The 22935-nt window shown below is 67.4% G+C and carries 16 protein-coding genes; 11 read left to right on the plus strand and 5 right to left on the minus strand.

All coding sequences use genetic code 11. From position 1 onward, the window contains the following. Window positions 1-2109 (plus strand): pyridoxamine 5'-phosphate oxidase family protein (locus G3N94_RS29200; protein ID WP_241022126.1); only part of this gene is annotated, 2109 nt, incomplete at its 5' end. A gap of 98 nt (window positions 2110-2207) precedes the next feature. On the opposite strand, the gene G3N94_RS29205 is transcribed toward G3N94_RS29200, so the two are convergent. Then, window positions 2208-3077 carry a LysR family transcriptional regulator gene (locus tag G3N94_RS29205; protein WP_205796275.1) on the minus strand — a complete coding sequence of 290 codons (870 nt, stop codon included), beginning with the start codon at window positions 3075-3077 and terminating at the stop codon, window positions 2208-2210. Between the two features lie 178 nt (window positions 3078-3255). Between G3N94_RS29205 and G3N94_RS29210 the strand changes: the two genes are divergently transcribed. Then, complete coding sequence (locus tag G3N94_RS29210; protein WP_241022127.1) at window positions 3256-4425, plus strand: Bcr/CflA family efflux MFS transporter; 1170 nt, start codon at window positions 3256-3258, stop codon at window positions 4423-4425. 123 nt (window positions 4426-4548) lie between these two features. Beyond that, window positions 4549-4752: a DUF2970 domain-containing protein gene (locus G3N94_RS29215; RefSeq protein WP_205796277.1), complete on the plus strand. Its 204-nt coding sequence runs from the start codon at window positions 4549-4551 to the stop codon at window positions 4750-4752. Window positions 4753-4782: 30 nt separating this feature from the next. Here G3N94_RS29215 and G3N94_RS43290 read toward each other — a convergent pair whose 3' ends face one another. Next, entirely contained in the window at window positions 4783-6720 is a 1938-nt protein-coding gene (locus G3N94_RS43290; protein ID WP_205796279.1) for a sigma-54-dependent Fis family transcriptional regulator, read from the minus strand. Window positions 6721-7000: 280 nt separating this feature from the next. Between G3N94_RS43290 and G3N94_RS29225 the strand changes: the two genes are divergently transcribed. The 7 genes from G3N94_RS29225 (at window position 7001) to G3N94_RS29255 (ending at window position 18068) form a co-directional block, all read left to right on the plus strand. Further along, entirely contained in the window at window positions 7001-8407 is a 1407-nt protein-coding gene (locus G3N94_RS29225) for an aldehyde dehydrogenase family protein (RefSeq protein WP_205796281.1), read from the plus strand. Between the two features lie 70 nt (window positions 8408-8477). Beyond that, the gene (locus G3N94_RS29230; protein ID WP_205796283.1) at window positions 8478-9377 is read left to right on the plus strand and encodes a transporter; all 900 of its coding nucleotides are present in this window, start codon (window positions 8478-8480) and stop codon (window positions 9375-9377) included. A 161-nt stretch (window positions 9378-9538) separates the two neighbouring features. After that, window positions 9539-11632: a PQQ-dependent dehydrogenase, methanol/ethanol family gene (locus tag G3N94_RS29235; RefSeq protein ID WP_346778742.1), complete on the plus strand. Its 2094-nt coding sequence runs from the start codon at window positions 9539-9541 to the stop codon at window positions 11630-11632. A 260-nt stretch (window positions 11633-11892) separates the two neighbouring features. After that, window positions 11893-13623 (plus strand): AMP-binding protein, encoded by a 1731-nt coding sequence (locus G3N94_RS29240; protein ID WP_205796285.1) that lies wholly within the window; start codon window positions 11893-11895, stop codon window positions 13621-13623. Window positions 13624-13881: 258 nt separating this feature from the next. After that, complete coding sequence (locus tag G3N94_RS29245) at window positions 13882-16134, plus strand: TonB-dependent siderophore receptor (protein ID WP_205796287.1); 2253 nt, start codon at window positions 13882-13884, stop codon at window positions 16132-16134. A gap of 77 nt (window positions 16135-16211) precedes the next feature. After that, window positions 16212-16835 (plus strand): nicotinamide riboside transporter PnuC, encoded by a 624-nt coding sequence (gene pnuC / locus G3N94_RS29250; protein WP_205796289.1) that lies wholly within the window; start codon window positions 16212-16214, stop codon window positions 16833-16835. Between the two features lie 24 nt (window positions 16836-16859). After that, the gene (locus G3N94_RS29255) at window positions 16860-18068 is read left to right on the plus strand and encodes a phosphotransferase (protein WP_205796291.1); all 1209 of its coding nucleotides are present in this window, start codon (window positions 16860-16862) and stop codon (window positions 18066-18068) included. Between the two features lie 167 nt (window positions 18069-18235). On the opposite strand, the gene G3N94_RS29260 is transcribed toward G3N94_RS29255, so the two are convergent. Next, a complete protein-coding gene (locus G3N94_RS29260) occupies window positions 18236-19531 on the minus strand; it encodes an aminotransferase class I/II-fold pyridoxal phosphate-dependent enzyme (protein ID WP_205796293.1) in 1296 nt (431 codons plus the stop codon). A gap of 160 nt (window positions 19532-19691) precedes the next feature. Here G3N94_RS29260 and G3N94_RS29265 point away from each other — a divergent pair, with 160 nt between their 5' ends. Beyond that, window positions 19692-20360: an O-methyltransferase gene (locus tag G3N94_RS29265; RefSeq protein WP_205796295.1), complete on the plus strand. Its 669-nt coding sequence runs from the start codon at window positions 19692-19694 to the stop codon at window positions 20358-20360. Window positions 20361-20405: 45 nt separating this feature from the next. On the opposite strand, the gene G3N94_RS29270 is transcribed toward G3N94_RS29265, so the two are convergent. Next, window positions 20406-21629, minus strand: a complete 1224-nt coding sequence (locus tag G3N94_RS29270; RefSeq protein ID WP_277398578.1) for an RtcB family protein — start codon at window positions 21627-21629, stop codon at window positions 20406-20408. 56 nt (window positions 21630-21685) lie between these two features. Beyond that, window positions 21686-22828, minus strand: coding sequence for a slipin family protein (locus G3N94_RS29275; RefSeq protein ID WP_205796297.1), 1143 nt, complete (start codon window positions 22826-22828; stop codon window positions 21686-21688). Window positions 22829-22935 lie beyond the last annotated feature (107 nt).

Raw genomic sequence — 22935 nt, forward strand, 5'->3', positions numbered from 1 at the left:
TGCTGGGAGCTGGACGACTCGCCGTTCCATGCGGGCGAGCTCGAAGTGCAGCGGCGCGCGGGCGTCGCCGATGCCGCGGGGGCCGCCGGACGGCGCGGCATCCGGCGCTTCATGCCCGACCAGCATCGGACGTTCTATCCGCAACTGCCGTTCTTCGTGCTCGGTGGCGTCGATGCGGGCGGCCAGCCGTGGGCGACGCTGCGGGTCGGGGCGCCGGGTTTCGTGTCGTCGCCCGATCCGCGCACGTTGCGGATCGCCGGCGACACGTTGCCGGGCGATCCGCTCGACGGCGCGTGGCGGGCCGGCGCGCCGCTCGGCGGGCTCGGCATCCAGTTCGACACGCGGCGGCGCAATCGCGTGAATGGCGTCGTGCATGCGGTCGACGGCAACGCGCTGACGATCGCTGTCGAGCAGAGCTTCGGCAATTGCGCGAAGTACATCCAGGGCCGCACGCCGGTGTTCGATCCGCGTGCGGCTGCCGGTGCGCCGCGGCTCGAACGGTCGGATCGCCTGAGCGCCGACGATCGCGCGCTGCTCGCGCACGCGGATACGTTCTTCGTCGCGAGCGCGAATACGTCGGCGGAAGCGGGCGCGGCGGGCGGCGTCGACGTGTCGCATCGCGGCGGGCCGCAGGGCTTCGTGCGCGTCGAAGACGCGTGGACACTGGCGACGCCGGATTACAGCGGCAACCGGTTCTTCAACACGCTCGGCAATCTCCGGCACGATCCGCGCGCGGGCCTGCTGTTCGTCGATTTCGAGCGCGGCGATCTGCTGTATGTCGCCGCGCTTGCCGAGATCGTCTGGGACGGGCCGCTGGTCGCGTCGTTCGACGGCGCGCAGCGGGTCGTGCGGTATCGCGTGCAGCAGGTGCGCCGCAGTGCGGCGGTCATGCCGTTCCGGTGGTCGGCGCTCGAGTGGGCGCCTCAGTTCGCGGACGGGGTGGCACGTGATGGGCTGAATGACGCGGGCGTGGCGGTGTCCGATACGTCAGGTGACGCATTGGCAAAGGGCGGGAGCGCGCATGCGCTACCGGCTTCGTCAACGGAGTCAACTGCGTCAACGGATTCCCGACCGACATGGCGACCGCTGTGCGTGACCGACGTCGTCGACGAAGCGCATGCGATCCGCTCGTTCTATTTCGAGGCGGCCGACGGCCGCGCGTTGCCATCTTACGAAGCCGGGCAACACGTACCGATCCGCATCGCGATCGCGGGGCGCGATACGCCGGTCATGCGTAGCTACACGCTGTCCGCGGCGCCCGACGCGCGGCGCTACCGGATCACCGTCAAGCGCGAAGGCGTCGTATCGGCATGGTTGCACGATCACGCGCAGGCCGGCGCGATCGTCGATGCGCAGACGCCGCGCGGCCATTTCACGTTCGATACGACGAGCCCGCGCCCGGCCGTGCTGATCTCGGCCGGCATCGGCATCACGCCGATGATCGCGATGCTGGGCCGCGCGCTGGCCGACGACAACCCGTTGCGGCGCGTGCATTTCGTGCATGGCGCGCGTACCCCGGCCGACCGTCCGTTCGCGGCGGAGCTGATTCGACTGGCCGCCGCCGATGCGCGCTTGTCGCTGCACTGGTTCGACAGCCAGCCGGGCGAGGGCGGGATCGCGCAACCGGGGCGCGTCGATGTCGCGCAACTGAAGCGCATCCTGCCGTTCGACGACTACGACTTCTATCTGTGCGGGCCGTCCGCATTCATGCGAGACCTGTACGAAGGCTTGCGCGCGCTCAACGTGGCCGACGAGCGCATCCGCTTCGAGGCGTTCGGGCCGTCGAGCGTGACGCGTCAGCCCACGCATGCGCGTGGCGCGCAAACGGCACCGGTCGCGACGGTCAAGACGATCACGTTCCGCCGCACGGGGCGCGACACCGCGTGGACGCCCGGCGACGGCAGCCTGCTCGAGCTCGCGGAGGCCCGAGGGATCGACGCTCCGTTCGAATGCCGCTCGGGGGCATGCGGCACATGCGCGACGCGGGTGTTGTCGGGCCGGGTCGACTACATGCAGGCACCGGACGCAACCGTCGAGCCGGGCTGCGCATTGCTGTGCATCGCGCAGCCCGCTGCCGGCGCGGACGAGCCGCTCGTGCTCGACCTCTGACGCGGCTGTCTAATGAGGCTGTCTAACGGTGCTGTCTAACGGCGCCGCCGCGCAGGATCGCCAGCACGCGTCAGACACCGCGCATCAGACCGCACGCGTCAAACCGCAAACGCGTCGGCAATCGCGTCGACCACCACGCGCACGCGGGCCGTGCGGGCCAGATCCTGGTGCAGCACCAGCCACGCTTCATACGGCCTGGCCCTGCGTCGTCCGGGCCAGATCCGCGTCAGTTCGGGGTCGCGCTGAGCGACGTAGCTCGGCAATTCGCCGAGCGCGAGGCCCGCGCGCACGAAGGTCGCCAGCATCAGGCTGGAATCGAGTTCCGCGACCACGCGTCCGTCCGCCCGGGATTCGCCGGCCAGCGTATCGTCCTGCTGCTGCGTGACGCCCGGCTGGTACAGCGCGATGTCATGGCCCGCGAACCGGCTGCCGGGTTGCGGCTCGCCGTGCCTAGCAAGATAGCGCCGGGCCGCGTAGAGCCCGACCTCCCAGCTTCCGAGCTGGCGCACGATCAGTTCGGACTGCTCGGGCCGTAGCGTGCGCACGGCGACGTCGGCCTCGCGGCGGGCCAGGTCGAGCATGCGCGTGGTGGTGCTCAGGATCACCCGCACGTCCGGGTGGCGGACCTGCAGGCGCTCGATGGCCGGCACGACGAAATCCACCGCGAGCGCGTCGGTGGTCGTCACGCGCACGTCGCCGGCGATCCGTTCGTCGGCCCCCTCGCTGCGCCGCTCGAACGACACCGCGAGGCGTTCCATTCCCTCGGCCGTCTGCAGCACCTGCCGGCCGCTGTCCGTCAGCACGAGGCCGCCGGTGGTCCGCAGGAACAGCCGGCTGCCGAGGTCGCGCTCCAGGCCGCCGAGCCGCCGCCCGACGGTCGTCTGGTCGAGGTCCAGTTGCTGCGCGGCCCCGCGCAGCGTGCCGGCGCGCTGGATCGCCAGGAAGATGCGTACGTCGTCCCAGTTCATGTGTTCGTATCCAGGGTTGCAAATTTGCAGCATGAGCATGCGAATCCGTGCATTTTCACATGACGGACGGCTGCCTAACATCACGCCTTTCCCTTTCTTCGAACAAGCGCACGGCTGGCACTGCCGGCGTGCGTGGAGCCGCCTGATGTCACACCCAATGTCACACCCGATCCCACGTTTGTCCTTCATCGTTACCGTCGCGATGCTCAGCGCGTTCGGCCTGATCGCGTCCGACGTCTACCTGCCGGCGATGCCCGCGATGGCGGCCGCGTTCGGCGTGGCCGACTGGCAAATGCCGCAGACCGTTTCCGCCTATCTGCTGGTGCTGGCTGCCGCGCAGCTTGCGTACGGGCCGCTGTCGGACCGCCACGGCCGCAAGCCGGTGCTGCTGGCCGGCATCGCGCTCTATATCGCGGGCTCGCTCGGCTGCGCGTCGGCGGCCGGCTTCGCCAGCTTCCTCGCATGGCGGATGCTGGAAGCGGCCGGCGCGGCGGCGGGCCTCGTCATCGGTCGCGCGATCATCGCGGACACCTGCGACAAGCGCGCGTCGGCGAAGGTGTACGCGGTGGTCTATCCGCTGGTGTCGTTGTCGCCGGCGCTGGCGCCCGCGGTTGGCGGCCAGCTCGCGGCGTCGTTCGGCTGGCGTGCCGACTTCGTGTTCGTCGCGGCGTTCGCGGTCGCGGCGTTGCTGATGGTGGTGTTCCTTCTGCCGGAGACCCTGCCTCGCGGCGCACGGGTTCGCACGTCGCCGTTTGCCGGATTCACGCAGGTGCTGCGCGACCGCGCGTTCCTTCGCTACACGCTGATCGTCTGCGCGATCTATTGCGCGTGGTTCGTGTACCTCACGCAATCGCCGTTCCTGTTCGCGCAGCAGGGCCTGAGCGAGCGGCAGAGCGGCTGGCTCTACGTGCCGCTGACCGCCGGCATCGTCGCGGCCAACCTGCTGGCGCGGCGCTGGCTCGATCGCTGGCCGTACGACCGGATCGTCGCGGCCGGCATCGCGTGCTTCGCGCTCGGCGGCGTCGCGTTCGTCGTCGTCGCGGCATGCGGGCTCACCGGGGCGGCCGCCGTGATCCTGCCGATGTCGCTCGTCAGCCTGGCGAACGGATCGTCGCTTTCGCTGGCCGTGTCCGGCGCGATCGCCGGCGAGCACGGTCATGCGGCGACGGCGTCGGGGCTCGTCGGCTTCTGCCAGATCGGCAGCGCGGCGCTGGTGGCGACCGGCGTGAGCGTGCTGTTCGGCACGGGCGGCACCGTTCTGGCGGTGTCGGTGCTGCTGCTCTCATGGCTGGCCTGCGCCGCGTGCGTGCCGCTTTGGCAGCGGACGGGCGCCGCCGGCCGGGCCTGAGCGGCTTCGCGCTTCCCGGCGCGCGACGAAGTGCTGCCTGAAAAGCGTTCGCAACTGCTTCTTTTTTCCGATGCCGATCGGATCGACCATAGCGTCAACCGAAATGAGCAAAGGAGCGAAGCCATGAAACTGCTCGGCATGATCCGCCTGGTCCTGTGGAGTTTCTTCGGCGTGCGCAACAGCAAGTCGCATGCCGCGGATCTCGCGAACGTCAACTTCACGCTGCTGCCGTTCGTCGCGATCATTCTCGCCGCGCTGGTCGGCGCGGTGATCTACGGCGTCGTGCATCTGGTCGCGGATCCGACGTCGACGATGCAGGGGTTCTGAGCGGCGCTCGCGAGCCTGCGTCACCCGATTTCACAGCGCATGGATCTTGCGGTGTAGCGTCGCTCGCGAAATACCCAGCGAGCGTGCTGTCGCGGAGACATTGCCGTTGTGGTATTCGAGCGCCTGACGGATGGCGTCCGCTTCGCGCGCGGCGAGCGTTCCGGGGTGGCTGGCCGGTCGATCGGTCGTGATCCTCGGTGTGCTGACCGGATCGAGCATTTCAGCCGGAAGGTGTTCGACGCGGATCTCGCAGTCCGCGTCCGCCAGCGCGGCCGCGGCGCGCAGCACGCTGCGCAGTTGACGGATGTTGCCGGGCCACGGGTAGGTGAGCAGCGTGCGCAGTGCGATGCGCTCGAGCCTGTATGCGCCGCTTCCGTCAGGCATGCTGACGGACTCGCGTGCGAGCAGCCAGTCGATCAGTTGCAGCAGATCCGAACGTTCGCGCAGCGGCGGCAGCGTAACGCTCACACCTGTCAGCCGATAATAAAGATCCTCGCGGAATTTTCCCTGCGCGACGAGTTCGCGCAGCGGCTGATGCGTCGCGCAGACCAGCGAGAACTCGACCGGCAGTTCGCGGTGGCCGCCGAGCCGTGTGACCTTGCGCTCCTGCAACACGCGCAGCAGCCGGCCCTGCAGTTCGAGCGGCAGATCGCCGATTTCGTCGAGAAAAAGCGTGCCGCTGTTGGCTTGCTCGATCTTGCCGGCCGTTCCGCCGCGCTTGGCACCCGTGAAGGCGCCGTATTCATGGCCGAACAGCTCGGACTCGATGAGACTGGCCGGTAACGCAAAGCAGTTGATCGCGACGAGCGGCCCGCCGTTTCGCGGTCCTGATGCGTGCAGGCGCTGTACGAGCACTTCCTTGCCCGTGCCGGTTTCGCCATAGACGATCACCGGGATGTCGCGTGACAGCGCGCGTCGCCCCTTCTCGAAGCATTCTTCGACCCGCGTATCGTGGTTCAGGTACGGCTGGTCCCGTTCGGGGGAAACGGCCGTGGCGCTCGTCGCGAGCGGTGTGCGGCGCGCCGTGACTGCCGCGTGCTGGCCGTTCGTGCGCCCGTGCACGCTCGCGCGCGCGAAGACGCGCATCCCGCACTCCAGCCGCACGGGAACCGTCGACGGCGGCGACATCGGGTTCGACAGCAGACGCGCCAACGGCACGTCGAGGACCGACGACAAGGGCAGGTCGCCGAGGCGGCCATCGCCGAGTCCGAGGGTCGAACGCGCGCACCGGTTCGCGCCGATGATGCGCCCGTCGCTCGACACCGCGAGTAGCGCGGCATAGGGCGTGTCGATCATGTCGGGCCGGTAGTGGAACCGGATGACGACGCTGTCGGGCAGGTGGTCGAGCATCTGGTTTTCGATTGCGCGTGCGGCGCTCGCGAGCAACGCGAGCGGATCGGCTTGCGACGGCGTGTGGTTGTAGCTCACGTCGAGCGCGCCGACCAGCGCGCCGAACGGATCGATCAGCGGCACGGCGGCACAGGCGAACCGGCCCGCTTCGTCGAGGAAGTGCTCGCGGCCGCGTACAAGCATCGGGCGTCTTTCGGTAAGCGCGCAGCCCGGCCCGTTCGTGCCGACACGTTGTTCGCTCAGATCGCAGCCCGGGCGCAGCACGCGCGCGAGCGCCTGCATCGATGCATGCTCGCCACCGACCGTATTGACGACGACGCCTTCTGCGTTCAGGCACGCGATGATCCAGCGATCGCCGGCGAACGTGTGACGGAGTTGCTCGATTTCCGGCAGCGCATACCTGACCAGATCGACATTCGCTTCTTCGAGTTGGCGGGGTGACACCGCGTGGACGGCGTCCTGCAGGCGGCGGTCGGACGTGGACATCCCGTGGCTGCGCGAGCGTTGCCACGAGCGCACGAGATAGGGCGAGATCGTTTCGTCGCCAACGACTCCCGTTTCGAAGAAATGCTCGCGAACAGCGGTGATCCGCTCATCCAGTGCAACGTCGGCTCGCACGATGATTGCCTCCTCCAGGTGTCTCATTTTGAGTCAGCGTACCGGCGCGACTGACTCAGTCTTCGGCAGCGACACGCACGTCCGGAGTGGCGTCTGCGTATGTCTGTCTCGATATCTCGTCGTAGTTCTCCGCGGATTCTATAGCAGCGGCGGCGCTCGGCACAACGGAACAACGGGGTGGCACTCTTTTTGCGAAGACGTGCTGCGCGATGGCGGACGCGTTGGCAGATCACTGTCGCGCACGCGTTGAACCGCCACGCCTGACAAACGGAGACAGGGTATGAGTCAAGACGCAAGACTGTTGATCGACGGACAACTGGTGGACGCCGACCGGCACCTCGACGTGATCGATCCCGCGACGGGGCGGGCGTTCGCCACGGTTCCACGCGGCGACCACGAACTGGTCGCCGCCGCGGTCGCCGCGGCGAAGCGGGCGCAGCCTGGATGGGCGGCGGCGCCCGTGGTCGAACGCTGTGCATTGCTGGAGCGTGTCGGCAATCTGCTGCGCGACGACGCGGAGGCGTTCGCACGCGCGCTGGTGTCGGAGCAAGGCAAGCCGTTGCCGGAAGCGCGTCAGGAGGTCCAGCTCGCCGAGCATTTCGTGCGCTACCTGGCGCGGCTCGAACTGCCGGTCGAAACCGTGCAGGACGATGCGAGCTACCGGATCGAGGTTCATCACAAGCCGCTTGGCGTCGTCGCGGCGATCACTGCATGGAACTTCCCGCTGCTGATCGCGGCATACAAGATCGCGCCGGCGCTGCTGACCGGCAATACCGTCGTGCTCAAGCCGGCGCCCACCACGCCGATCACCGCACTGATGTTGGGCGCGGGGCTCGCCGACCTGCTGCCGGCGGGCGTGGTCAATGTCGTGACCGACGCGAACGATCTCGGGCCTGTGCTGACTGCCCACCCCGACGTCGCGAAGATCTCGTTCACCGGTTCGACTGCGACCGGCAAGAAGGTGATGGAGAGCGCCGGGCCGAAGCTCAAGCGGGTCACGCTGGAACTCGGCGGCAACGACGCCGCGATCGTGCTGGACGATGTGGATGTCGAAGCGACGGCGGCGAAGCTGTTCGCGAGCGCATTTTACAACTGCGGACAGGTGTGCCTGGCGCTGAAGCGCGTCTACGCGCCTGCGGCACTTTACGACCGGCTTTGCGAAGCGATCGCGGAACACGCGCGCAATGCAGTCGTCGGGAACGGCATGGAGGCGTCGACCACGCTCGGTCCTCTCCAGAACGCCATGCAGTTCGAGAAAGCCAGGCGCTTTCTGGCTGCCGCGCGCGAGGGCGGCACGATCGTCGCCGGCGGCGGCACGTGGGACGACGGCGGATATTTCGTGTTGCCGACGATCGTGCGGGATCTGGACGACGCGAACCCGCTCGTCGCCGAAGAGCAGTTCTCGCCGATCCTGCCGATTCTCCGGTACGAGCGTGTCGACGATGCGCTTGCGCGCGCGAACGCGACGCCATACGGCCTCGGCGGATCGGTGTGGTCCGGTGACGAGGCGAGGGCGATCGGCGTCGCGAAGCAGCTTCAGGTCGGCACCGCGTGGGTCAACCACCACCTCCACTTCGGGCCGCACATTCCGCTCGTGGGCGCGAAGGAGTCGGGGCTGGGCGTGGAGTTCACGTCCGAAGGGCTCGCCGAATACACGCAGACGAGTGTGCTGAGCATCGCGCACTGACAACGACACAGGCCTTGCGAGAAATCCGTACCGCCTCCGGGCGGACGATAACAAGCATATTGGAGACACGATGAAGTTGAAATGCTTCCCCCGCACGGTCGGGGGCCGCGTCGCCGCGGGCGCCGTTTGCGCCGCGTTGGCGGCAACCTCGCTTCCGGCCGTGGCCATCGACGTGGATGCCGGCGACTACACCGCGTTGCCGGCCGGCACGAATCTCGGCATGCTCTACTACCAGCATGCGGAGGACAACCGGATCATGTCGAACGGCACGCAGGTCGCAGGCGGCAAGCTGACGTCGGACATCGGCATCTTGCGTGGCGTCCATTTCATGAACATCGGCGGTTTCACCGTCGACCCGCAGTTCCTGCTGCCGTTCGGCAATGTGCGTGGCAGCAGGAATCTCGAAGGGCTCGGCAGTTCGGGCGGCACCGCCGACCTGATTTTCGCCGCGACCGTCTGGCTCGTGAACAATCCGGACAAGAAGACGTACTTCGGCATCACGCCGTTCCTGTATGTCCCGACCGGGAGCTATGACCGCAATCGTGCGCTGAATCTCGGGGAGAACCGCTGGAAGGGCGCGCTTCAGGCCGGCTTCATCACACCGCTGGTCGGCAATCTGCTGCTCGACCTCATCGCGGACGTCACGTTCTACGGCAACAATACGAACTACGGACCGGCCGGCTCGACGCTCAGGCAGGATCCGCTCTTTCAGGGCCAGGCGTGGCTGCGCTACAACGTCACGAGCACATTCGACGTGCGCGCCGGCTTTTCGCAATCCTTCGGCGGCCGAACGACGATCGACGGCGTATCGCAGGACAACCGCACCAGCACCAACAAGTTCTCGGTGGGCTTCGCATGGTTTCCTGCGCCGACGTGGCAGGTTCTCGGGACGTATGGGCAGGACATCTCGGTGCAGAACGGGCCCAAGGAAGCGGACCGCTTCAACCTGCGGCTGCTGAAGGTGTTCTGAGCGCATGCGCGTTCACGAATGGTTCGCTTCGCTCGCGGCATCGCGCGCGCTGAAAAAAATTGGAGGAAGACTTGAACACATCCCGTATTCGTACCGTCGAGTGTGAAACGGCATCGGCAGCCAACGCAGGTATCCGGTCGCTGCGTGCGCGTCGCTTGGCGGTGCAACGCGCGGCCACATCGGCAGCGCTGGCCCTCGCGCTCCTGTCGTCGCTGGCGATGGCCGCGACGAGCGCGGCGCCGCAATCGCCGCGCGCAACCGTGGCCAACGTCGACGAAGCGTCGGCACGCGCAAACGAGGCGGACACGCGCGAATGGCCGCTGCATGGCCTCGATTTCGCCGGCACGCGCTTCAGCAAGCTCGACCAGATCAACACGTCGAACGTTGCCGATCTCGGGCTCGCATGGTCATACGAGCTGGATTCGACCCGCGGCGTGGAGGCGACGCCGCTTGTCGTCGACGGCGTGATGTACGTGACGGCGCCGTGGAGCGTTGTCCACGCGGTCGACGCCCGGACCGGCAAGTCGCTGTGGACGTACGATCCGAAAGTGTCGCGTCGCTACGGCGTTCGCGGCTGCTGCGACGTCGTTAACCGCGGCGTCGCGCTGTATCGTGGCAAGGTGTTCGTCGGCGCGTTCGACGGCCGGCTGATCGCGCTCGACGCGAAGACGGGCAAGGCACTCTGGTCGCAGGATACGATCAAGGGACAGCGCGGCACCTATACGATCACGGGCGCGCCGATCGTCGTGAAGGGCAAGGTCATCATCGGCAACGGCGGCGGCGAATACGGCGGGCGCGGGTTCGTCACGGCCTACGACGTCGACTCCGGCAAGCGGGCCTGGCGCTGGTATGCGGTGCCGGGCGATCCGTCGAAGCCGTTCGAGGACGCGTCGATGAAGATGGCGGCGAGAACCTGGGATCCGAAGATGGGATCGGCGAACGGCGGCAACGTCTGGAATGCGATGAGCTACGACCCGGATCTGAACCTGCTGTATCTCGGCGTCGGCAATGGCAGCCCGTGGAGTGCCAGGATGCGGGATCCGAAGCTCGGGAACAACCTGTTCCTCGATTCGATCGTTGCGTTGAACCCCGATACCGGCAAATACGTCTGGCACTATCAGGAAACGCCGGGCGAGAATTCGGACTACGACGCAACTGCGAGCCTCGTCCTGGCCGATCTGAACATCGATGGCAAGCCGCGCAAGGTGATCATGCAGGCCCCGAAGAACGGCTTCTTCTTCGTGGTCGACCGGACCAACGGCAAGTTCATCTCGGCGAAGAACTACGTCGACGTGAACTGGGCGACCGGATACGACGCGCAAGGACATCCGATCAAGACCCCGATGGCGCAACCGAGCACCGATCCGATCGAGGTGGTGCCGAGCCCGTTCGGCGCGCGCAACTGGCAGGAAATGGCGTATAGCCCGAAGACCGGCCTCGTCTACATGCCGGTGCAGAACGTGCCGGCGACGCTGTCCGATAACCTGAACTGGGAGCGCGACTCGAAGAACAACAACGAGCCGATGTCCGGGACAGGGTGGAATACAGGTGAACAGATCAACGCCGCACAGCCGAAGGGCAGCGCGTGGGGCCGCTTCATCGCGTGGGATCCTGTGAGGCAGAAGGAGGCCTGGAGGCAGGACTATGCGTCACCGTGGAACGGCGGGGCGGTCGTCACGGCGGGCGATCTGGTGTTCCACGGGACGGCCGACGCACGGCTCGTTGCGTATGACGCGACGACCGGCGAGAAGAAGTGGGAGGCGTCGGTCGGCACAGGCGTCGTCGCGCCGCCGGTCACGTACTCGATCGACGGCAAGCAATACGTGTCGATCGCGGTCGGCTGGGGCGGCGTATACGGGCTGATGCTGCGCGGCAGCGACAAGCGGTCGCCTGGCCGGATCTACACGTTTGCGCTCGGCGCGAAGACGGCCATGCCCGAAACCGTGCCGTACGCGATGACGGACCTGCTGTCGGGCGTGAAATACAAGGAAGCGGACGTGAAGCCCGGGATGCAACTCTATGTCAACAACTGCGTGTTCTGTCACGGCGTGCCCGGCGTCGACAAGGGTGGCGCGATTCCGAACCTCGCGTATGTCGGCTCGGGGATGATCGAGAATCTCGACAAAATCGTGTTCAACGGGCCGTTCTTCGAGCGCGGGATGCCGGATTTCACCGGCAAGCTGACGCAGGCCGACGTGACCAGGATCCAGGCGTTCATTCAGGGAACGGCGGACGCCGTTCGCAAGAGCAAGTGACGCAGCGATGATGCAGGAAGCTGGCGGCAGCGCGCACATGCGTCGACTGACGCGCAGGTCTTGCGCGGCTGAACGGTGCGTTGTCGTTGGGCACGTTGCAGGTCGACGCGCGGACGCGCATCGTTCATACGTGTGCCGCCGCGCCCTTTTGCATCGCATGCCTGCGAGCACGCGGTAGTTCGCGGCTCGACGGCGATGCAATCAGTTCGATGGATATCGGTTCGTGTCGCGGGCCGACCGAAACGACCAGGAGACATTTCATGACCACCGTCATGCCGGGTGCCCCGGCGTGCTTCATCCCGCGCGACGGCCTGTCGATCGTGCAGGGCCGCACCGACGTGCCGCTATCCGGCGCGACTGTCGCGGCGCTGCTGCGCGATACCGCGCAGCGCTTTCCGGACCGCCCGGCCGTCGTATTCCGCGAGCAGCGCGTGCGCTGGGACTGGCGCACGTTCGTGCACGAAGTCGACGTGCTCGCAGCCGGTCTCGCCGCGCTCGGGATCGTCAACGGCGATCGCGTCGGCATCTGGTCGCCGAACCGTGTCGAATGGCTGCTGACCCAGTTCGCGACCGCGCGCATCGGCGCGATTCTCGTCAACATCAATCCCGCGTACCGGCTCGCGGAACTCGAATACGCGCTGAACAAGGTCGGCTGCAAGGCCGTGATCGCCGCCGAGCGCTTCAAGTCGTCCGGCTATGTCGAGATGCTGCAGGCGCTCGCGCCGGAACTCGCGCATTGCGCGCCCGGCGAGCTGCACGCGGCGCGGCTGCCGCACCTGCGGATCGTGATCCGGATGGGCGACGGCGACACACCGGGCATGCTGCGCTATCCGGACGTCGTCGCGAACGGCCGCCGCGTGCTCGACACCGCAGCGCTCGACGCGGTCACGCACACGCTGCACGCGGACGAGCCGATCAACATCCAGTTCACGAGCGGCACGACCGGCAGCCCGAAGGGCGCGACGCTCACGCATCGCAACGTCGTCAACAACGCGCGCTTCATCGCGATGGCGATGCGCTTCAGCGAGCAGGACGCGCTGTGCATTCCGGTGCCGCTGTATCACTGCTTCGGGATGGTGCTCGCCGTGCTCGCGTGTGTGTCGACGGGCGCCGCGATGGTGTTTCCCGGCGAGGCATTCGATCCGGTCGCGACGCTCGCGGCGGTCGCCGAAGAACGCTGCACCGCGCTGCATGGCGTGCCGACGATGTTCATCGCGGAGCTCGATCATCCGGACTTCGCGAACTATGACCTGTCGACGCTGCGCACGGGCATCATGGCCGGCTCGCCTTGCCCGATCGAGACGATGAAGCGTGTCGTGTCGCAGATGCATCTGTCGGCGATCACGATCGCGTACGGGATGACGGAGACGAGCCCTGTGTCGTTCCAGAGTTCGACCGACGATCCGCTCGAGAAGCGCACGACGACGGTCGGCCGCATCCAGCCGCATCTCGACGTGAAGATCGTCGATCCGGATGGCAACATCGTGCCGGTCGGAGCGACGGGTGAGCTGTGCACGAAAGGCTATTCGGTGATGTGCGGCTACTGGGACGACGACGCGAAGACGCGCGATGCGATCGTCGACGGCTGGATGCACACGGGCGATCTCGCGACGCTCGATGCGGACGGCTATTGCAACATCGTCGGCCGGCTGAAGGACATGGTGATCCGCGGTGGCGAGAACATCTATCCGCGCGAGATCGAGGAGTTCCTGTTTCGCCACCCGAAGGTGCAATCGGTGCAGGTGTTCGGCGTGCCGGACCCGAAATACGGCGAGGAAGTGTGCGCGTGGGTCGTGCTGCGCGCGGGCGAACAGATGACCGACGACGACGTGCGCGCGTTTTGCCAGGGGCAGATTGCGCACTACAAGATCCCGCGCTACATCCGCTTCGTCGACGAGCTGCCGATGACGGTCACCGGCAAAGTGCAGAAGTTCGTGATGCGCGAGCAGATGATCGACACGCTGAGGCTCAAAGCCGTCGATACCGCGTGAGCGGACCTTGAAGGCGGCGGCGCGGGTGCCGCCGCCGGGATCGCGTTCGGGGCCGGAACGGATTCAGCCCCCGGCGCTGTCGATCGGACCGGCGCGATGCGCAGCGTCGCGCGGTCGCATGATCCAATCGTTCCATTTCTCCGGTTTCCCCGATCCCCCCATTTCCACTGCCGGTTTGCCGCCGCGCGGTAAAATGCGCGCCGCCCTGCGTTGCAGGCCCGGGCGCGGAGCCCGGCCGCGCGTTTCAGATCCATCAAGATGACTGTGAAAACAAGAACTGCGTCGCCCTTACGGTGGCGGCGCGCGTATGTCCGTGTCGGCGTCCGCGTTGGCGTCGGCCTCGGCATCACGCTTTTCGCCGCGCAAGCGAGCGCGGCACCGGCCGATGCGCCAGGCGCGTCGCCGGATGCCGCATCGGCGTCCGGCGACAGCACGTTGCAGGCGATTACCGTGAGCGGCATGCGCGGCAATGCATTGCGCGCGCGCTCCGCGTCGGTCGCCGGCTTCGACGACGCGCCGTTGCAGGACACGCCCGCGTCGATCAGCGTCGTGACCCGCGCGCAACTCGACGACCAGCAGGCGAAGCGGCTCAGCGACGTCGTGAAGAACGACGCGTCGGTCAGCAACGCATACGCGCCGGTCGGCTATTTCGAAGGCTTCTCGATCCGCGGCTTCCCGGTCGATCTCGCGAGCGCGATCCGGATCGACGGGCTGACCGTGTCCGGCGAACAGAACGTGCCGCTCGAGAACAAGGAGCGCGTCGAGATCCTGAAGGGGCTCGCGGGGATCGACAGCGGCGTCGTCGCGCCGGGCGGCGTGATCAACTTCGTCACCAAGCGCTCCGCGAACGTCGCGAGCGTGACGGCGGGCGTCGACAGCCGCGGCTCGACGTCGGCGGCGGTCGATCTCGGCCGACGCTTTGGCCCCGACAACCAGTTCGGCCTCCGGATCAATGCGGCGAAGGAGAACATGCATTCGTACATCGACGGGACGAATGGCCGCCGCACGTTCGGTTCGATCGCCGCCGACTGGGACATCAGCCCGCGCGCGAGCCTGCAGCTCAATGCGGAATTCCAGCAGTGGATCCAGCGTTCCGGGCCGGGATACCAGCTGCTCGGCGGCACCGTCGTGCCGTCCGTAAAGACGACGTCGAAGGCGCTCGGCACGCAGCCGTGGGCGAAGCCCGTGACGACCGACGCGCTGAACCTCAACGCGCGCTTCGACTACCAGTTCAACGACGACTGGAAGGCCTACATCGCCGCCGGCCGCAGCCGTACGATGATCGACGACAACAGCGCGTTCCCGTACGGCTGCTCGTATGCGCCGAGCTGCACGGCCGGCGCGACGTCGCCGTTCTTCTTCGGCGCGAACGGCGACTTCGACGTGTACGACTTCCGTAGCCCCGGCGAATACCGGCGCAACGACGACGTGCGTGCGGTGGCGACCGGCAAGTTCGCGACGGGGCCCGTGCGGCACGAGTTGACGTTCGGCACGAGCGTGCAGCGGCGTGTCGTGCACATGGCCGATGCCGTGTACGACTACGTCGGCAGCGAGAACATCTACGGCCCGGACCAGACGTTCGCGCCATCGCCGAACCAGCCGGGGCCGTCGTACCCGCGGCTCGACGCGTGGCAATACTCGGTGTTCGGCGTCGACCGGATCAGCTTCGGCGATCATTGGCAGGTGCTCGCGGGCGGCAAGGAGGTGCTGCTGCGCCAGCGGAGCTGGGACAGTCTCGACGGCCCGCAGACCCGCACCGACAAGTCGGTGTTCCTGCCGCAGGTCGCGCTGGTCTACAAGCCGGTGAATGTGCTGTCGCTCTATGCGTCGTACAGCAAGGCGCTGTCGCTCGGCGACCAGGCGCCGGTGCGCGCGACGAACGCGTATGCGTTCCTGCCGCCGGTCGAATCGCATCAGGTTGAAGTCGGCGCGAAGTACGACTGGCTCGACCGGCTGAGCGTCACGGCCGCGGTGTTCTCGATCAGCAAGCCGTTCCAGTTTGCGCAACCGGACGCGTCCGGCACGAGCTACACGTTCGTGCAGCGCGGCACGCAGCGGCACCAGGGCATCGAGCTCGGCGCGGCTGGGCGGGTCACGCAGCGGCTGTCGCTGACCGCGACGGTCGCGGCGATTCGCGCGCGCGCGTACGATTCGGGGTCGCCTGCATATGAGGGGCACCAGATCATCAACGTGCCCGCGCTGCGCGCGTCGCTGTATGCGGACTATGCGGTGCCGGGCGTCGCGGGGCTCGACCTGCTCGGCGGCGTCGACTACAGTGCGAGCCGTAATGCGAACGAGGAGGGCACCGCGCGCGTGCCGGCCTGGTTCGTGTTCAATCTCGGCGCGCGCTATGCGACGAAGATCGGCGGGCACCGCACGGTGCTGCGCGTGTCGGTCGACAACCTGTTCAACAAGTTCTACTGGCGCGATGCGGGCGAGCAGCAAGGCGACGCGTACCTGTTCCCGGGCGCGCCGCGCACTGCGCGCGTGTCGCTGACTTATGATTTCTGACAGGGATCCTTCATCCGTGATCGCCGGATGGCCGCGGGTGGAGACGCGCCGTCCGGCCGACTATATTGGAGAGAACGATGTCCGCACTTGAAATCGCCGGCGTGATCGTCAGCGCGCTCGCGATCTGGCTGACCGCGAAGCGACGCATGCTCTGCTGGCCCGTCGGGCTCGCGTCGGTCGCGCTGTACGGCTGGATCTTCTTCGACGCGAAGCTGTATTCCGACATGCTGCTGCAGGGCGCGTTCGCGGTGCTGCAGGTGTACGGCTGGCGTCGCTGGCTCGCGCAGCGCACGCACGATGCGGAACGCGGCGACGCATCGCACGGCGCGGTCGTGCCGGTCACCGGGCTCAAGCCGGCGATGGTGGTGCCCGACCTGATCGCGGCGGTGGTCGGCAGCGCGCTGCTCGGCGGGATGATGGCGCGCTGGACCGATGCGGCGCTGCCGTTCGTCGACGCGTCGCTGACCGCGTTCAGCCTCGTCGCACAATACTGGACCGCGCGGCGCTACATCGCGTCGTGGGGGCTGTGGATCGTCGTCAACGTCGTGTATGTCGGGATGTTCGTGATCAAGGAGTTGTACCTGACCGCCGGCCTCTATGCGCTGTTCATCGGGCTGGCCGTCGTCGGCTGGCGCGACTGGCGCAGGACGGCCGATGCGCTGCGCGTGCCCTCGCTTGCGTCGCGCGAAGCCGGGCTCTGAGTTGTTTCAGCAGAAGGAGCGTTCATGTCGTTTCCCCTCGAGCCGGCCGCGCAAGCGCCTGATGACGACGTCGGCCTGCACGACGTCGCGCCGCCGCAGTTCGGCGTCGACGGCGAGCAGGCGGAACGCGACTGGCCGCTGATGACGCGTGACGAAGTCGCGGCGGTGCTCGCGGACATTGACGGCGCAGGGCCGCCCGCGCAGCTCGCATGGCACAGCCCGCGGCCGTTCTCGGCGGCCGTGCTGGTGCGCACCGCGCATGACCGCGCGCTGTTCGTGAAGCGCCATCACGTCAGCATCCGCGACGTCGCGGGCCTCGCGGAAGAGCATCGCTTCATCACGCATCTGCGCGAGCGCGGCTGCCCGGTGCCCGACGTGCTCGTCGATCGCGACGGCGTGACCGCCGTCACGCGCGGCGACTGGACCTACGAAGTGCATGCGGTCGCGCCGGGCGTCGACGCGTATCGCGGCGTGATGTCGTGGAAGCCGTTCACGCATGCGTCGCATGCGCATGCGGCCGGCCGCGCGCTGGCCTGCCTGCATCGCGCGTCGGCGGGCTTCGATGCGCCGGCGCGGCCCGTGCGGCTGCTGCTGTCGAGTTTCAGGGTGCTGTCGTCGGACGATCTGGCCGGTGCGCTCGAACGTTGGGTCGACGCGCAACCGCGGCTCGTGCGCGCGCTCGCGACGCGTGACTGGCGCGATGACGTCGCGGACGCGATCGGCCCGTACCATGCGCGCCTCGCGCCGCTGCTGCCTGCGTTGCCGCCGCTGTGGACGCATGGCGACTGGCATGCGTCGAACCTGCTGTGGACCGACGCCGGGCCCGGCGCGCAGGTTCAGACCGTGCTCGACTTCGGTCTGTCGGACCGCACCTGTGCGGTGATGGACCTTGCGCTCGCGATCGAGCGCAATGCGATCGACTGGATGGCGCCGGCCGATGCGCGCCGCATCGAGTACGATCAGATCGCCGCGTTGCTCGACGGCTACGAGTCGCTCGAACCGCTGGACGGCGATGCGTATGCGGCATTGATCGCGCTGCTGCCGATCGTGCATACGGAGTTCGCGTTGTCCGAGGTCGCTTATTTCGACGGGATCGTCGGTTCGCCCGAGAATGTCGACGTCGCCTACGACGGCTACCTGGTCGGGCATGCGCGCTGGTTCGGCGCGGCCGGTGGCCGGCAGTTGCTCGACTGGCTGGAGCGCCGTCGGTATGCACGGCGGGCGCGGGCGTGAGCAACGTGCCGTGTCGCACGGGCGCGTCCGACGACGCGCGGTGCGCACGCTGATCGATACCGACGTCGCGATCGACGACGGGTCGCTACGGAAGCGGGCGGCTGATCCGGCGGTGCCGATGGTGAGCGACGATTGATCTGTCGCCTGCCACCGGCGCCGCCCCCGCATCAAACCTGCGCGAGCGCCTGCTCGAGATCGGCGATCAGGTCGTCGATATGTTCGATCCCGATCGACAGCCGCACCGTTTCTTCCTTCACGCCGGCCTTCGCGAGTTCCGCCGGCGACAGCTGGCGATGCGTGGTCGACGCCGGATGCGTCGCGAGCGACTTCGTGTCGCCGATGTTGACGAGCCGCGTGAACAGCTTCAGCGCGTCCTGGAACTTCGCGCCGCCGGCAAGCCCGCCGCGTACGCCGAACGTCAGGAGCCCCGGCGCGCGGCCGGACAGATAGCGCTTGACGAGCGCATGGTCCGGATGATCGGGCAGCCCCGCGTAATTTACCCATTCGACCTTTTCATGGCGCGCGAGATGCTGCGCGATCTTCAGCGCGTTGTCGCTGATGCGCTCGACGCGCAGCGCGAGCGTCTCGATGCCCTGCAGGATCTGGAACGCGTTGAACGGCGAGATCGCCGCGCCCATGTTGCGCAGCGGCACCACGCGCGCGCGGCCGATGTACGCGGCCGCGCCGAACGCTTCCGTGTAGACGACGCCGTGATAGCTGACGTCCGGCTCGTTGAGCCGCTTGAAGCGGTCTGCGTGCTCGGCCCACGGAAACTTGCCCGAATCGACGATCGCGCCGCCGAGGCTCGTGCCGTGCCCGCCGAGATATTTCGTCAGCGAATGCACGACGATGTCGGCACCGTGCTCGAACGGCCGCAGCAGGTACGGCGACGGCACCGTGTTGTCGACGATCAGCGGAATCCCGTGACGATGCGCGACGTCGGCGAGCGCCGCGATGTCGGTGATGTTGCCGAGCGGATTGCCGACCGATTCCGCGAAGATCGCCTTCGTGCGCGCGTCGATCAGCGGCTCGAACGACGCGGGGTCGCGCGGATCGGCGAAGCGCGTCGTGATCCCGTATTGCGGCAGCGTGTGCGCGAACAGGTTGTAGGTGCCGCCGTACAGCGTGCTCGCCGAGATGATGTTGTCGCCGGCTTCGGCGATCGTCTGGATCGCATAGGTGACGGCCGACTGGCCCGACGCGAGCGCGAGTGCGCCAATGCCGCCCTCGAGCGCGGCAATCCGCTGCTCGAGCACGTCGGTCGTCGGGTTCATGATCCGCGTGTAGATGTTGCCCTGCACCTTCAGGTCGAACAGGTCGGCGCCATGCTGCGTGTCGTCGAACGCATAGGCGACCGTCTGGTAGATCGGTACCGCGACTGCGCGCGTCGTCGGGTCGGGACGATAGCCGCCATGGACGGCGAGGGTTTCGAGACGCCAGTTTGAATCAGCGCGGTCGGTCATGCTGTGCTCCGTGTGTTGTTGTGATGATCTCGGGGTACGGCCGTCCGGCGATTATAGAGATAGCGGCGCGAAGACTTTAGACTGATTGGTTGGTTGCTTATGGGCGCTTGTGGTCACCTGCGGGCATAGAATGCGATTTTCCACGGACGACGAGGGCGACATGGATCTGCAACAATGGACGCAAGTGGACGAATATCTGACCGGGGCGCTCGTGCCGTCCGATGACGCGCTCGATGCGGCGCTCGCGGCGAGCGACGCGGCGGGCATGCGGGCGATCAACGTCGCGCCGAACCAGGGCAAGCTGTTGCAGCTGCTCGCGACGATTCGCGGCGCGCGCCGCATTCTCGAAGTCGGCACGCTCGGCGGCTACAGCACGATCTGGCTTGCGCGCGCGTTGCCGCCGGGCGGCCGGCTGGTGACGCTGGAACTGAGCCCCGAGCATGCGAAGGTCGCGACGCAGAACATCGCGCGGGCCGGGTTTGCGGATGCTGTGTCCGTCGTCGTCGGCAACGCGAAGGACAGCCTCGCGCAGCTGATCGAGGAGGGCGCGGAGCCGTTCGACTTCATCTTCATCGATGCGGACAAGGAGAACAATCCGGCTTACCTGGACGCGGCCCTGAAGCTGTCGCGGCCGGGCACGGTGATCGTCGTCGACAACGTCGTGCGGCGGGGCGGGGTGGCGGATCCGGACAACCATGATCCGGATGTCGTCGGCGTGCGCGACGGGTTCAGGTTCATCGCGGCGGAACCGCGCGTCACGACGACGGCTGTGCAGACCGTCGGTTCGAAGGGGTGGGACGGGTTTTCGATTTCGGTCGTGGACGAGTGAGCAGGATCGCACGCACACGCGTGCCAACCCCGTGCCAACCCCGCGCTAACCCTTCACGCACACCACCTGACGCAGCGTGTGCACCACTTCGACGAGGCTGCGCTGGGCCGCCATCACCGCGTCGATGTCCTTGTAGGCCATCGGGATTTCGTCGACGACACCCGCGTCCTTCCGGCATTCGACGCCTTGCGTCGCCTTCACCTGGTCGTCGACCGTAAAGCGGCGCTTCGCCTCGGTCCGGCTCATCGCGCGTCCCGCGCCGTGGCTGCACGAGCAGAAGCTCTCCGGATTGCCGAGCCCGCGCACGATGAAGCTCTTCGCGCCCATCGAGCCCGGAATGATCCCGAGCTGCCCCTTCTGCGCGGACACCGCGCCCTTGCGGGTCACGAGCACGTCCTCGCCGAAGTGGCGTTCCTTCTGCACGTAGTTGTGGTGGCAGTTCACCGCGTGCTCGTCGACGTCGAACGGCTTGCCGATCGCGTTGCGCGCCGCCTGGATCACCGCATCCATCATCACCAGCCGGTTGCGGCGCGCGTAGTCCTGCGCCCAGCCGACCGCCGCCACGTAGTCGTCGAAATGCCGGCTGCCCTCGCTGAAATACGCGAGGTTGCGATCCGGCAGGTTCGCGATGTGCTGCCGCATGTCGGACTGCGCGAGTTCGATGAACAGGCTGCCGATCGCGTTGCCGACGCCGCGCGAACCGCTGTGCAGCATGAACCACACGGCGTCGTTCTCGTCGACACACACTTCGATGAAGTGGTTGCCGGTGCCGAGCGTGCCGAGGTGCACGTAGTGGTTCGTCTTCTCCAGCTTCGGATACTTGTCGACGATCCGCTGGAACCCCGGCAGCAGCGACTTCCACATCTCGTCGACCTGCTGCGGCGCGCGGTTGCCCCACGCGCCCGGATCGCGCCGGCCCGGCACGCGGCCGTGCGGCACCGCGCGTTCGATCGCGCTGCGCAGCCCCGCGAGCGAGTCCGGCAGGTCCGACGCCGTCAGCGTCGTGCGCGTGGCCATCATCCCGCAGCCGATGTCGACGCCGACCGCCGCCGGAATGATCGCGCCCTTCGTCGGAATCACGCTGCCGATCGTCGAGCCCTTGCCGAGGTGCACGTCCGGCATCACCGCGACGTGCCGGAAGATGAATGGCATCTGCGCGGTGTTGCGCAGCTGCGCGCGTGCATCCTCTTCGACGGCGACGCCCTGGGTCCACATCTTCACCGGCTTGCCGTGCGCCAGTTCCATCACTTGATAATCCAGTTCACTCATTGCTTCACCTGCTTTCGTTATGGTTGGCGCGGCGCCCGTGCGCCGCGCCGCCGCGTTCATTGCGCGGCCTTGATGCTGACGAGTCCGTTCAGCACCTGGTCGAGACCGCCGAACACCGAGATGCGGTCGATCCGTTCCGCGACGCGCTCGAGCGTTTCGAGCTCCTTCAGCCGCAGCGCGGTCGGATTCTCTTCCATCACCTTTGCGGTGTTCAGCAGCGAACGGGTCGCCGCGGTTTCCTCGCGGCGGCGGATCACGTTCGCCTGCGCGGCCTTCTCGGCCTCGACGACCTGCGCGAGGATCGTCTTCATGTCGCCCGGCAGCACGATATCCTTCACGCCGACACTGCGTACGTCGACGCCCGACTCGGCCAGGCGCGCACGCACCTGCGCGATCACGACCTCGTCGAGCATCTGCTTGTCCTCGAGCAGCTCGTCCAGCGTGCGCGTGCCGACGGCGGCGCGCAGCGCGAACTGCAGCTCGCGGTACAGGTGCTCGACCGGCTTCTGCAGCTGGCCGTATGCGCGCAGCACGTCCGCATAGCACCACGTCGCCGACAGGTTCAGCCGCAGCGCGACCTTGTCGCGCGTCAGGATCTCCTGCCCGCCGACTTCGAGCGCCTGCAGCCGCAGGTCGACGAGCTCGACCGTCACGTCGCGGTTGAAACGCCAGAACGCGGCGAGGCCGGCCTCCAGCAACTGTTCGATCCTGCCGTCGATCTTCAGCACACCGACATGGTAGGCCGGCACCTGCGCGAGCAGCACGCCGGTGAGCCCCGCGACGCCGCGTGCCCGCAGCGTCGTCTGCGCGAGCCGCTTCGTCAGCCCGGCCGGCAGCGCGCCGCCCTGCGCGAGATCGATTCGCTCGAAGCGGTGCTCGATCAGCCCGCGCCAGTACAGCCGGCGCGTACCGGGCGCGAGGATCTCGACGAGCACGTCGTTCTCGTAGCGCAGGCCCGCTTCGTCGTCCGCGAGATCCATCGCGACGAAATAGCGCGCGAGCACGTCCTGCGCGTCGTGACGCAGGTAATCGGCGAGTGCGTCGTCGGCGAGCGGCGCGTCGAGACGCGCGGTCTGCACCGACAAACGCTTGAACGGATCGAAGGCCCGGAACACGCCCGGTTCGAGTACTTTCACGAAATCGCCCTCGCTCAACAGCAGCGCGCGCTCGTTCTTCTTTACGACATGACGCATCCACATATTCTTGTCCTTTTCATTATGGTCCGCCGGCGGTCACGCGTCGCACGGATCGGGGCGCGACGCGAGCGGGCGGGCAGGGCGGACGCTCCGCACGGGCGCGCGCGGAG

The organism is Burkholderia sp. Ac-20353, assembly GCF_017104785.1.
Classification (GTDB): domain Bacteria; phylum Pseudomonadota; class Gammaproteobacteria; order Burkholderiales; family Burkholderiaceae; genus Burkholderia.